This window comes from Amycolatopsis sp. NPDC049159, assembly GCF_040648295.1.
Lineage (GTDB): Bacteria > Actinomycetota > Actinomycetes > Mycobacteriales > Pseudonocardiaceae > Amycolatopsis > Amycolatopsis pretoriensis_A.
This window is the reverse complement of the sequence record NZ_JBEZDL010000003.1, coordinates 385,266-397,525: the sequence shown is the minus strand read 5'-3', so window position 1 is coordinate 397,525 and position 12,260 is coordinate 385,266. Positions and strand designations below refer to the sequence as shown.

General features: G+C 70.9%; 10 protein-coding genes. 3 read left to right on the top strand and 7 right to left on the bottom strand.

The genetic code is table 11. The annotated features are described in order from the left end of the window. Positions 1–69: 69 nt before the first annotated feature. Together rpsI and rplM are read right to left on the bottom strand one after the other, a co-directional pair. Positions 70–654 (bottom strand): 30S ribosomal protein S9, encoded by a 585-nt coding sequence (gene rpsI / locus AB0B33_RS08155; RefSeq protein WP_360768252.1) that lies wholly within the window; start codon positions 652–654, stop codon positions 70–72. A 14-nt stretch (positions 655–668) separates the two neighbouring features. Next, positions 669–1,121, bottom strand: a complete 453-nt coding sequence (gene rplM / locus AB0B33_RS08150) for a 50S ribosomal protein L13 (RefSeq protein WP_086857631.1) — start codon at positions 1,119–1,121, stop codon at positions 669–671. A 260-nt stretch (positions 1,122–1,381) separates the two neighbouring features. On the opposite strand from rplM, the gene AB0B33_RS08145 reads away from it, so the two are divergent. Together AB0B33_RS08145 and AB0B33_RS08140 are read left to right on the top strand one after the other, a co-directional pair. Further along, positions 1,382–2,275, top strand: coding sequence for a hypothetical protein (locus tag AB0B33_RS08145; protein ID WP_360768248.1), 894 nt, complete (start codon positions 1,382–1,384; stop codon positions 2,273–2,275). Between the two features lie 29 nt (positions 2,276–2,304). After that, positions 2,305–3,009, top strand: coding sequence for a DUF4333 domain-containing protein (locus AB0B33_RS08140; RefSeq protein ID WP_360768245.1), 705 nt, complete (start codon positions 2,305–2,307; stop codon positions 3,007–3,009). Positions 3,010–3,151: 142 nt separating this feature from the next. On the opposite strand, the gene AB0B33_RS08135 is transcribed toward AB0B33_RS08140, so the two are convergent. The 5 genes from AB0B33_RS08135 to eccCa form a co-directional block, all read right to left on the bottom strand. After that, on the bottom strand, positions 3,152–3,445 hold the full coding sequence (locus tag AB0B33_RS08135) for a WXG100 family type VII secretion target (RefSeq protein ID WP_360768243.1): 294 nt from the start codon (positions 3,443–3,445) through the stop codon (positions 3,152–3,154). A 60-nt stretch (positions 3,446–3,505) separates the two neighbouring features. Beyond that, the gene (locus tag AB0B33_RS08130) at positions 3,506–3,826 is read right to left on the bottom strand and encodes a WXG100 family type VII secretion target (protein ID WP_360768240.1); all 321 of its coding nucleotides are present in this window, start codon (positions 3,824–3,826) and stop codon (positions 3,506–3,508) included. A 255-nt stretch (positions 3,827–4,081) separates the two neighbouring features. Further along, positions 4,082–4,429, bottom strand: coding sequence for a hypothetical protein (locus AB0B33_RS08125; RefSeq protein ID WP_360768238.1), 348 nt, complete (start codon positions 4,427–4,429; stop codon positions 4,082–4,084). 12 nt (positions 4,430–4,441) lie between these two features. Continuing rightward, positions 4,442–6,433: a type VII secretion-associated protein gene (locus tag AB0B33_RS08120; RefSeq protein ID WP_247015057.1), complete on the bottom strand. Its 1,992-nt coding sequence runs from the start codon at positions 6,431–6,433 to the stop codon at positions 4,442–4,444. 106 nt (positions 6,434–6,539) lie between these two features. Next, positions 6,540–10,553 carry a type VII secretion protein EccCa gene (gene eccCa / locus AB0B33_RS08115; protein WP_247015059.1) on the bottom strand — a complete coding sequence of 1,338 codons (4,014 nt, stop codon included), beginning with the start codon at positions 10,551–10,553 and terminating at the stop codon, positions 6,540–6,542. A 337-nt stretch (positions 10,554–10,890) separates the two neighbouring features. Here eccCa and eccD point away from each other — a divergent pair, with 337 nt between their 5' ends. Then, a complete protein-coding gene (gene eccD, locus AB0B33_RS08110; RefSeq protein WP_247015061.1) occupies positions 10,891–12,255 on the top strand; it encodes a type VII secretion integral membrane protein EccD in 1,365 nt (454 codons plus the stop codon). Positions 12,256–12,260 lie beyond the last annotated feature (5 nt).

Sequence of the window (12,260 nt, the reverse complement as noted above, 5' to 3'; positions counted from 1 at the left end):
TGCGCAAAAACCGGAGCGCCCATCCGATGGACGGATGGGCGCTCCGGTGGGTTGCGCCTGAGGGCGCGATCAGCGCTTGCTGTACTGCGGGGCCTTGCGGGCCTTCTTGAGGCCGTACTTCTTCCGCTCCGTGGCGCGCGCGTCACGGGTCAGGAAGCCGGCCTTCTTGAGGGCCGGGCGGTCGTCGGCGTCGACCTCGATGAGCGCACGGGCGATCGCCAGGCGCAGCGCGCCCGCCTGACCCGAAACGCCGCCACCGTGGAGGTTGGCGAAGATGTCGAACGAGTCCGGCTTCTCGACCAGGACCAGCGGGTCCTTGATGAGCTGCTGGTGCACCTTGTTCGGGAAGTACTCCTCGAGGGTGCGGCCGTTGAGCTTGAACTCGCCGGTGCCCGGGACGACCCGGACGCGGACGACGGCTTCCTTGCGGCGGCCGACCGTCTGCGCGTTGCCGCCGGCGGCCCGCGACGGGCGCGGCGCGGCTTCCGACTCGCTGGTGGCGACCGGCGTCTCGCTGGTCGCAACCGGGGTTTCGCTGGTCGCGACCGGCGTCTCGCTGGTGGCGGCCGGGGTTTCGCTGGTGGCCTCGGCGCCGGTCTCGGTCGCCTCGGTGGCCTCAACGACCTCGGGGGTCTCGGGCTCGGTGCTGGTCACAGACTGTTCCTCACTCACTGCGCGACCTGCGCGATCTTGGTGATCTCGCGCACCTGCGGCTGCTGCGCGGTGTGCGGGTGCTGCGGGCCGGCGTACACCTTGAGCTTCTTCGCCTGGGCGCGGCCGAGCTTGTTCTTCGGCAGCATGCCCTTGACGACCTTTTCGACAAGGTGTTCGGGCTTGGTGTCCAGCAGCTCGCCGAACGAGCGCTTCCGCAGACCGCCCGGGTAACCGCTGTGCCGGTACGCGAACTTCTGCTCGCGCTTGTTTCCGGTGAGCGCGACCTTCTCGGCGTTGACGATGATGACGAAGTCACCGGTGTCCACGTGCGGGGCGTAGGTCGGCTTGTGCTTGCCGCGCAGCAGCGTGGCGACCTCGGTCGCGAGCCGGCCGAGCACGACATCCTCGGCGTCGATCACGTGCCAGGCACGAGTGACGTCGCCGGGCTTGGGGCTGTACGTGGGCAAGGGTCTACCTCGTCGTCAACATTGCGTGTGGGTTCTGTGCGGGCCTAGCGCTGATGCGCCGCAACGCACAACGACATATGAAGATACCCCCACGTCCACCGCGCCCGTGCATCGGGGGTGGGTGGGAGCGCCCATACTAGGCTTCCACCGGCCCGGGCGCAGCCGGACTCTACCCGGTTTTCCGGCCGAACCGCCTGCACGCGTCGCCACGACACGCGAGGATGGGACCATCCGGGCGGCACACGCGAGCAGGGGACGGCATGAGGAAACGACCGACGGCGATCTTCGCCCTGGCTGCCCTCCTGGCCCTGGTCAGCGCCTGCGGCCAGGCGAAGGCGGGCACCGCGCTGGCGAAGGGCGACGACGCCGCGGACTACGTGGGCGGCAAGTTCGAGCAGGTGATCGGCAAGCTGGGCGACGCCATCACCGACACCCGCGACGTCACCAACTCGCTGGACGCCTACTTCAAGTTCGACGACAAGTGGATCCACAGCACGGTGACGTCGGCCCGCACGGGCAGCCCGGAGAGCCGCGCGGTGCGGCACCGCTCGCAGAAGAACCCCGACGAGATCATCGACACGTACACGCCCGCGGACGGCACGGTCGAGTACACCTACCTCGGCCCGATGTACGTCCAGAAGGGCGTCTCGCCGACGGCGTGGGTCTCGATGCCGAAGCCGGATGCCGGGCTGGTCCAGCCGTGCGTGTGGGGCGGCGTGCTGACGCCGTGCCGGATGGCGGACTCGACCGTCGACGCCTACAAGGCCGACAAGCGGGCCGTGCGCGGCGCGAAGAGCCTCGGCGACGGCAAGACCGCGCTGACGGTCACCGTGCCGTTCGAGGTCTTCGTCAAGAACAAGGTCGAGATCCTGCCGCCGAGCATCACGAACCAGGTCGGGCCGGAGCTGAAGAAGGCGCCGGTCCCGGCGACGATCACGCTGAACCCGGACGGCAGCCTCGTCTCGTTCGGCATGGAGGCGAAGTTCTCCGGCGACGGCCACAACGTCGAGCTGAAGTACGACTTCCGGTTCACCGGCAAGGCGAGCCTGCAGGACATGCCGAAACTGCCGGACGCGTCCCAGATCACCGTGCTGCCGGACCGCGCCGCCGTGAACGACTTCTACCGCCGGCTCGGCGAAGCGCAGGGCAGCTGACGCGTGACCACGACCCGAGGTGAACTCCGATGACCCAGCCGCCGGACCCGCAGCAGCCGCAGTGGTGGCAGCCGCAGCCGAACCAGCCTGGCCAGCCTGGTCAGCCGCCCGCTTGGCAGCCGGAGCAGCAGGCGACCGGCCCGCACGCCGGGCAGTGGCAGCAGCAGAACGCCGAGCCGGGCACGGGTTCCTACACGGGCCAGTGGAACCAGGGGCCGCAGCCGGGCACGTCCGGGTCGTTCTCGGGCCTGTGGCAGCCGGGCGCGCCGGCTCCGTGGCAGCCGCCGTCCCAGCAGCACCCGGGTACACCCGGGGGTGGCGGGCCGGCGCAGGGTCAGCCCGGGCAGCAGTTCGGCGGCGGCTTCCAGCCGGCGCAGTACGGCGGGCTCGGCGCGTTCACCCCGGAGCCGGCGAAGAAGCCGAAGTCCAAGAAGCCGTTGCTGATCGCGGGCGCGGCGGTTCTGGTGCTCGTGGTCGGCGGCGGGGCGGCGTGGCTGCTCGGCGCGTTCCGCGGTGACGTCCTCGAGCAACAGTCCCTTCAGGACGGTGTGGTCAAGGTCCTCAACGAGAACTACGGCGAGCCGGACGTGAAGAACGCGCAGTGCCCGTCGAACGAAGCGGCCCGGAACGGGACGACCTTCGACTGCACGGTCACGATCGGCGGGCAGGAGAAGAAGGTGACCGTGCGGGTGCTCAACGACCGGCCGGAGTACGAGGTCGGCGCCCCGCACTGACCGGGCGGCGCCGGAAAGCCCCGCCCCACCGGGTTTTCCCGCCGGCCACTTTCCCGTCGCCGGGAATTCGCTTGCCGCACAACGGAAAACGGCGGGCCCCGCACCGGAGTGCGGGCCCGCCGTGGTTCCCGGGGCTAGCGGCTCAGAACAGGCCCTCGACGGCCTTGTCCGTGCTCTGGTAGCCGTCGGAGATCTGCGGCAGGGCGGCGGCGATCTGCGCCAGAACCTGCTTCAGGTCCTCGAACTTCTGGTCCCAGTTGCGCTGGGCCTGGTCGTACTGGTCCTTCGCGGAACCGGTCCAGGTGGTGACCAGCGGCTTGAGGTCGTCCTTCAGGCGGTCGAACGCCTGCTGCAGCTCGTTGCCGGTGGTCCTGCAGTCCTCGGCGGCCGCGTTGATGGTGGCGTAATTTACGACAATGCCGGCGCCATCAGGCATGGGATGCTCCTTGTGTGCTCAGGAAGTTCTGGTGGGTGGAGAAGAAGTTCGGGGTCGAGCTCAGCCGAGGCGGTCGAAGCCGCGGTTCACGGCCTGCATGATCTCCTGCTGCTGCTGCTCGGAGCGCTGGTACTTCGAACCGGCTTCCTTCAGCAGCTCCGCGATCTTCTGCAGCGCCTGGTTCATGCCGCGGGCGTCCTCGTCGAAGCGCATCATGACGTTGTCGAACGCCTTCTTCGCCTCACCCTGCCAGCCGGCGCGGGTGGCTTCGATGCGGTCGCGCAGCGTGGACAGGTTCTGGTCCATGCCGGCGCGCACCTCGGTGACGCGGCCTTCGGCCTCGGTGAACTGTTCCGGTGTTCCCTGGAATCCGACAGACATGCCGGAACCCCCTTCGCAAGTTTGGTGGTCGTCCGTACCGGGCTTGTTCGTTTGTACGGCCCTACGACGCAGACATTGCCATGCCCGGTTCCCCCGTGTCGTGCTTTGCCCGCAAGTAGTTGCTTGCGTTAACGCCCACTGCGGGAACCGAACGCCGGAGGTATTCGCCGGCCACTCCGAACCAGCGACGCGTCACCCGAAAATGTCTTCTCCACCAGCGGAGTTAGCACACGCACAGCGACCGCGGCACCGCTGTCACTGATCGCGTTTCATGATTCGCATCTGGGAAAAGTCTTCGTCTTCATCACCCGATCGAGGCGTCCGGGCGGGAGGTTGCGAAAGCGAAGGAACCGGATCGGGAACCTCCGCGACCGGCAGCCCGCGGGCGCGGCGGAACCGTTCGGCGGCGGCGCGCAGCGCGCCGGGCGTCGGGTCGCCGGACTTCGCGCCGCGGCCGCTGCGCTTCAGCAGCTCGGCGTTTTCGCTGCGGCGCCGCTGGACGCGCGCCTTCGCGTTCCCGGCGACGCGGCGCGCGTGCGTCACCGCGTCCTGGCCCGCCCGTTTGAAGGACGCCGCGGCGCTTTCGAATTCTTCGGACGGCACCGCGTGCCTCTCTCAGTTGAGGATTTCGACCGTGGACACGGCTTGCGTGCACGCGACGGCGACCCGGTCCTTCAGCTGCGCCGTGGCGTACTGGCAGCCGATGTGCACCCGCACCTTGCCCTTCGCGACCACGTACCAGTCGACCTGGAGATCCGGCCGGTCCGGTTTGCTTTCGTGGTAACCGATCACGGTCCGGCCGGCGTAGGACACGCTCGGGTTGAACGCGCTCCAGCGCTCGGTGTCGGCCTCCGCGCTGCGCTTGAGCTCGTCGACCAGCTTCTGCGGATCGGCGGTCGCGTCGTAGTCCATCACGTATTCCTGCGCGACGAGCAGGTCGTTGCCGTCGCGGGATTCCTGCGGGTGGATGACGACCTGGCGGTCGGCGACCCGGTCGTCGGTCTGGACCCAGTCCCCCGGCGAGACGAACTTGAAGTCGTACTGCGAGAGCGTGCGCCCGCTCGCGGCGTCGTTCCCGGAGCTCTTGAACACGAGGATGCCGGCGACGACGAGCGCGGCCACGACGACCACCGCGATCCCGGCGACGCCCCACAGCTTCCGCTTGCTCTTCGCGGCCGGTTCCGGCGCGGGCCGCACCGGCGGCGGGCCCGGCTGGGCGGGCTGGCCGGCGGCCGGGGTCCACGGGCGGGCCGCGGGCTGGCCGTGGGGCGGCGACGGCGGCGGCCCCTGGCGGTTCGGGAACCCGCCCGCGGCGGGCGCGGTGCGCGGCGGGACCGGTGCCTGGCGCGGGGCGACGTCGCCGGGCCGGACGACCTCCGTGCGCTGCGCCGCCGGGCTGTGCGCGCCGCCCGGTACCGCGCCGAGCCGCGCCATCGTTTCGCCGGGGAGGGCGCCGGTGCGGTCCGGGTCCACCAGCACCGCCCGCAGCGCGCCGCGCGCCACGACCGTCTCGGGCTGGTCGAGGCTCGTCGGCACGACGCCGGTGCGCTCGTGCACCAGCCGGGAGATCATCGGGATCCGGCTCGAGCCGCCGACCAGGAAGATCGCCGTGAGCTGCTTCGGCCGCAGGCCCGCGTCGCCGATGGCCGCGACGGTCAGCTCCACCGCGCGGCCCAGCGGCGCGGCGATCAGCCGCTCCAGGTCTTCGCGGGTGACGTGGGCGTCGGCGAACGGCGGCGGCATCGGCACGTCCGTGTAGGCGTGCCGCGAGAGCGTCTCCTTCGCACCCCGGACGTCCTGGCGCAGCACGCGGCGGCGGCGCCGGTCGACCAGCTCCCGCCCTTCCACGAGCTGGCGCCACGCGTCCGGGTCGGCCGCGGACACCAGCGAGCCGACGTGCTCCAGCAGCGCCTGGTCGACGTCCGCGCCGCCGAACCCGGGGTCGCCCCGGGTGGCGAGGACCTGGAACCCGCCGCGCTGCGGACGGCCGGCGCGGTCCCGCGCGTTTTCCGGCGGCAGCCGCCGGACCACGCTGACGTCCACCGTGCCGCCGCCGAGGTCCAGCACCGCGAGCGCGTCGCCGGGGCGGCCGCTGAACTCGACGGTGCGGTCGTTCGTCACGTCCTGCGGCGCGAACGTCGCCGCGTGGTACACCGCCGCGGCGACCGGCTCGGGCACCAGCGCGACCTCGCGCGCCAGCCCGCCCGCCGCCTGCCGCAGCAGCCGGGTGCGGATCGCGCCCCAGTCCGCGGGGTGGGTCAGCACCAGCAGGTCGATCTCGGCGTCCCCGGCGAGACGGCGCGCTTCGGCCACCGCGCGCCCGAGAACGGCGTGCACGACGTCGGTCACCCGCAGGACGCTGTCGCCGAGGAGCAGCTCGCCCTCGTCGATCCGGCGCTTCGGGTTCGGCTCGTACCGCGAGGGGTCGACCGCCGCCTGCCGCTCGGCCTCCTGGCCGACGAACAGCGTGCCGTCCGCGGCCGCGAACACCGCCGAGGACATCAGCGGCTGGCCGTCGATCACCACGACCTGCGGTTCGCGCCCGTTCACGGAGGCGACGACGCAGGTGCTCGACGTCCCGAAGTCCACCGCAACCCGGACCGTCACCAGCAGCTCCCGCACATTTCGTCGCGATTCCCCACACCCCGCCGGCGGGGCGCTCCCTCGGGGAGGAACCTACCCACCCCGCCGGGAGCTCGTCCCGCCGCCGTCGTCAGTCGGGCTGGATCCACGCGACCTGGATCAGCTGCTTGCCCGCCTTCCGGGTGAGCAGGTTGCCCCGGCCCGGCGGCATCGCGCTCGGCTTGATGTTGCCGACCAGCGCGCCCTCGTCGCGGGAACCGTTCATCACCATGCCCGGCGCCGCGATCTCCTTCAGCTTGCCGATGATCGGGTCGTACATCGCCTTGCTCGCACCACCGGTGCGCCGCACGACCACCAGGTGCAGGCCGACGTCCTTGGCCTGGGGCAGGAAGTCGGAGATCTTCCGCAGCGGGTTGGTCGTCGACGTGGCCACCAGGTCGTAGTCGTCGACCAGGATGAACAGCTCCGGGCCCTTCCACCACGACCGCGTCTTCAGCTGCTCCTGCGTCACGTCCGGGCCCGGCAGGCGCCGCGTCATCGAGTTGAAGACGTCCCCGACCATGCTCTCCAGCTGGTTCGACGACACCGCGTACCCGAGCAGCGCGTCGCCCTGGACGAAACCGAGCATCGTGCGCCGGTAGTCCACCAGCAGGATGAGCGCTTCGGACGGGGTGTAGCGCTCCGAGATGCCGCGGGCGATCTGCCGCAGCAGGTTCGTCTTGCCCGACTCGCCGTCGGCGAAGGCGTAGAAGTGCGGCTCGGCGTTGAAGTCGAGGTAGATCGGCTGCAGGTCTTCCTCGTTGACGCCGATCGGGACCAGCTTGGAGTCCCGCGCGGTGTCGAGCTTCAGCACCTCTTCGTAGGTGATCATCTCCGGCAGCAGGCGGACCTGCGGCGCGACCCGGCCGCGCCACGCGCCCTTGATCTTCGCCACCGCGTCGGCCACCCCCGCCGCGATCGTCTCCGGGTCGCTCGACCCGTCGATCCGCGGGAGACCGCCGAGCATGTGCAGCTTCTCCCGGGTCAGGCCGCGGCCCGGCCGCCCGGCCGGGATGTTGACCGCGACGCGGCGGTCGATGTCGGACTCGGTCGGGTCACCGAGGCGCAGCTCGAACCGGGTGCCCAGCATGTCCTTGATCGCCGGCCGGATGTCCGCCCAGCGGTTGGCGGCGACGATGACGTGCACGCCGTAGGACAGACCCTGCGTGGCCAGCCGGGTGATGGTGGTTTCCAGCTCTTCGAAGTCGTCGCGCAGGGCCCGCCAGTTGTCGACGACGAGGAACGCGTCGCCGAACGGGTCCTGGTCCGGCCGGATCTCGCCGCGGCGCTTGCGGTTGCGGAACTCGGTCATCGAGTCGATGCCCATCGCCCCGAACCGGCCTTCCCGCTCGGTGAGCAGGGTGGTCAGCTCCGCCACGATCCGGCGGGCCTTGTCCGGCTCGCGCCGCGCCACCGCGACGCCGCCGACGTGCGGCAGGTCGGCCAGACCGGTCAGCGTGCCGCCACCGAGGTCGAGGCAGTAGAACTGCGCTTCCTCGGGGGTGTGCGTGAGCGCCATCGACATGATCAGCGTCCGCAGCATCGTCGACTTGCCCGACTGCGGGCCACCGACGATCACGCCGTGGCCGGACGCACCGGAGAAGTCCGCCCACAGCGGGTCGCGGCGCTGCTCGTACGGCCGGTCGATGATGCCGAGCGGGACCTGCAACCGGCCGTTGCCGAAGAAGCCGACCGGGGACAGGCCGCGGTCGTCGGTCGGGTTCAGGTTCGGCAGCAGCGTGTCGAGGGAGTTCGGGTCCTTCAGCGGCGGCAGCCACACCTCGTGCGCCGGCGGGCCCTGCCCGACCAGCCGCGAGACGATGACGTCCAGCTCGCTGGGTTCGACCGCCTCTTCGGGCTGCCGCTGCTCTTCCTTCGGGGCTTCCTCGATGAACTGCGGTTCCGGCTCCTTCGGCAGTTCGACGAAGTCCGGGACGAACAGCTGCGGCCGCTTGTCCGCGCGGACCACGGTCGCCGCCGGGCCGGCCGCCTTCAGGCCTGCCGGCCGGTACGGGCCCGAGACGTAGGACGCCTTGAACCGCACCAGCGTCGAGGTGTCGTACTTCAGGTAGCCACCACCGGGGACCGAGGGCAGCTCGAACGCGTCCGGCACGCCGATCGCGGCGCGGGACTCCGCCGCCGAGAAGGTCTTGAGGCCGATCCGGTACGACAGGTGCGAATCCAGGCCGCGCAGCTTGCCTTCCTCGAGGCGCTGGGAGGCGAGCAGCATGTGCATCTGCAGCGACCGGCCCAGCCGGCCGATCGCGACGAAGAGGTCGATGAAGTCCGGCTTCGCCGACAGCAGCTCGGAAAACTCGTCACAGACGATGAACAGCGCGGGCAGCGGGTCGAGGTCGGCGCCGTTTTCGCGGGCTTTCTCGTATTCCCAGACGTTCTTGAAGTTGCCGCCGTTCTTCAGCGCTTCCTGGCGCCGGTTCATCTCGCCGGCCAGCGCGTCCCTCATGCGGTCGACCAGCGTGACCTCGTCCGCGAGGTTGGTGATGACCGCGGAGACGTGCGGGGCCTTGTCCAGGCCCATGAACGTCGCGCCACCCTTGAAGTCGACGAGGACGAAGTTGAGCGTGCTCGACGAGTGCGTGGCCAGCAGGCCCAGCACCAGGGTGCGGAGGAACTCCGACTTGCCGGAACCGGTCGCGCCGATGCACAGGCCGTGCGGGCCCATGCCCTCGGCGGCGGCTTCCTTGATGTCCAGCTCGACCGGCTGGCCGTACTCGCCGACGCCGAACGGGACGCGGTAGCGGTCGCGGATCGGCCGGGGCCGCCACGCCTGCTGGACGTCGAAGGTCATCGGGTCGCCCGGGATGCCGAGCAGTTCGAGCAGCGACGGGTTGGACAGCAGCGGCTCTTCGTCGCCGACGTCCTGGCCCGCGGCGCCGCCGACGCGGTACGGCGAGATGAGGCGGGCCAGCGACTCGGTCTCCACCAGGCTGAGCGTGTCGGGGCGGCCGAACCACTCGACGCCGCCGGCGCTGCGGGCGCCGAGCCGGTCGGCCTCCACGACGAGCCGGAGGCCGCGGCGGGCGGCGAGGTTGCCGAGCGAGTCGGACAGGTCGATCAGCGTGACGCCGACCAGGCCCTCCTCGAGGACGATCTGCTCTTCGCGGGTGACCTCGGCGTCGTCGATGATGATGACGACGTGCGGCTGGTCCGGCGCCGGCGTGGCGTTGCGCGAGAACCGCTGGCGGTCACGGAGTTCTTCGTCGAGCCAGTTTTCGATCTGGGCCAGCGAACCGGCCATCATGCGGAGCTGGCCGATGCCGTCCGACAGCGTCGGGTGCTGGGCGTGCGGCAGCCACTTCGCCCACTCCCACTCCTCCTTCGCGCGGCCCGCGGTGGCGACCGCGACCAGCACGTCGTCGGGGCTGTGGAAGGTGACCATCTGCGCGAGCATCGCGCGGGTGAGGCCGCGGGTCAGCGCCCGGTCGCCCTGCATGCTCACCGCGGCGAACCCGCGGAGGGTGATCTGGGTGGGCAGGTCCGGCACGATCGAGTGCGCGCGCACGAACCGGCGCAGCGCGAGGGTGGCGATCGGCTCCAGTTCGTCGACCGGCCCGGTCTGCGGCGGGACCAGCCGCGTCGCGAGGCGGTGCGAGCTGCGCCCGACGCGCAGGTGCAGGAAGTCCTGGTCGTTCTGCCGCCGCTCCCACATCCGGCGGCTGGCCGCCAGCGACCACAGCGACTGCGGGTCGGGGTGCACCCACTCGAGCGCGGCGCGCTGGTCGACCATCGCCTCGCGGGCGCGGTCGCGCATCTGGCCGAGGTAGCGGAGGTAGTCCTTGCGGTCTTCGTCCATCTCGGCGCGCTTGGCACCGCCGCCCTTGCCACCGCCGCCGGCCATCATCCCGAGCGTCCCGACGACCATCATGCCGCCCATGGCCATCATCATCGGGTTCCGCCCGCTGGCGGTGAACATGAAGACCATCATCCCGAGCGACGCGAAGATCATGACGATCGGCAGCGCCTTCATCACGATGTTGCCGGGGATGACCCGGGGCACCTCGGGCGGCGGCTCGAGGTGCACCTCACCACCCGGCGGGCGCGGTGCCGCCAGCCGCGGCGACTTCTTGAACTGCAGCGTGCTCATCGAAGGACCCCTCATTCAAACTCGACGATGGCGGCCACCGCTTGGTGCGCAAGGTGCGCGAACAACCTATCGAACGTCCTGGCGGAATTCCGGCGGATGCCGTAACCGCTCACCGGCGTGGTCCTGACCCCGCCTGGCGAGTGTACGGCCCGGCACCGGCAGTGATCCGGCGTTCCGGCCACCGACCTGCGTTCTCCCGGCGACCCGAGCTGGGCCCGGCGGTGAATTTCGGACGTTCGATGATGCCGGCACCGGGGTTCGGTATAAGTTCCCCCGGGAGCAGTCTCGACCGAGCGGGGGCAGTGCAGTGGCTACGGGCACGACAGTTTTCAGCAGGGTGACGGTCGTCGCGCCCTCGACGCGGATCGATGTGGCGCTGCCCGCCGACGTCGCGGTGGCCGACCTCCTGCCGATGCTGCTGGACATGGCCAAGGAAACCGCGCCCGACGGCGGGGCGCGCCACGGTGGCTGGGCGCTCGCCAAGCTCGGGGACGCGCCGCTCGACCCGAGCCGGACGCTGGCTTCGCTCGGGGTCGTCGACGGTGAGCTGCTGCAGCTGCGCAAGCGCAACGAAAACCCGCCGCCGCCGCTCTACGACGACGTCGTCGACGCCATCGCCGAGTCCTCGCCCGACAGCTTCCGGCCGTGGACCAAGGAGACGGCGAACCGCTTCGGGCACGTCGCGGGCGGGCTGGCGCTGGTCATCGCCGCCGTCGCGCTGTTCATGAGCGGGTCCTTCTACGGCGGCAGCGCGCTCGGCGCGGCCATCGCGGGCGGCATCGGCGCGATCGCGTGCGTCGCGGTCGGCGCGACGCTCGCCAAGGCCTACCAGGCGGAAGCGACCGGCGTCCTGATCGCCGCGGCCGGCGGCCTGCCACTCGCGTTCGTCAGCGGCTTCTACATCGTGCCCGGCCTTTCCCTGCGGGCGAACCTGCTGCTCGGCGCGGTCCTCGTGATCATCGTCGCGTCCGTCTGCATCATGGTCATCGGCGCCGGCATCACGACGTTCATCGCGGCCGCCACCGCCGGCACCTTCGGCGGGCTGGCCTTCCTCTTCGGCACGCTCGTCGCGCACCCGGCGGCCGGCATCGCGGCCGGCACGGTCGCGGTCGCCCTCGCCTGCATCTCGATCCTGCCGCGCGCCACGATCTGGCTCGCGAAGCTGCCGCTGCCGCACGTCCCCAGCAACGCCGAAGAGCTGAAGGAAGACTCCGGCTTCCCCGACTACCGCGCGATCGAGCTCCGCACGGCGATCGCGCACAACTACATGACCGGCCTGATGGTCGGCTGCGGCGCCACCGTCGCCGTCTCGGCGGTCATCGCCGCCAGCGCGCCCGGCGTGTTCGGGATCATCCTCGGCGTCGTGGCGACGCTCGTGCTGCTGCTGCGCGCCCGCGCGTACGCCAACGGCAGCCAGGCGATCGCGCTGCTCACCACCGGCCTGGTCTCGGCGACCGGGATCGGCGTCGGCTGGCTGATCTCGGCGAGCGCCCAGAACCGCCTGCTCTACGTCTTCGGCGCGCTGATCCTGCTCGCCGCCGGCGCGCTCGTGGTCGGTGTGATCTTCCCGAACCAGCGCTTCTCGCCGCCGCTGCGCCGGACCGTCGAGATCATCGAAGCGCTCTGCATCGCGTCGGTGCTCCCGCTCGCCCTGGGTGTGATGGACCTTTACACCACCCTGCGGCACCTGAACTTCAAGTAACCGGA

What these genes read in the sequence shown, in the direction of transcription:
- AB0B33_RS08145 (WP_360768248.1), top strand. Translation starts at nt 1,382, where the DNA reads ATGAGGAAACGACCGACGGCGATCTTCGCCCTGGCTGCCCTCCTGGCC.
- AB0B33_RS08140 (WP_360768245.1), top strand. Translation starts at nt 2,305, where the DNA reads ATGACCCAGCCGCCGGACCCGCAGCAGCCGCAGTGGTGGCAGCCGCAG.
- AB0B33_RS08135 (WP_360768243.1), bottom strand. Translation starts at nt 3,445, where the DNA reads ATGCCTGATGGCGCCGGCATTGTCGTAAATTACGCCACCATCAACGCG.
- AB0B33_RS08130 (WP_360768240.1), bottom strand. Translation starts at nt 3,826, where the DNA reads ATGTCTGTCGGATTCCAGGGAACACCGGAACAGTTCACCGAGGCCGAA.
- eccCa (WP_247015059.1), bottom strand. Translation starts at nt 10,553, where the DNA reads ATGAGCACGCTGCAGTTCAAGAAGTCGCCGCGGCTGGCGGCACCGCGC.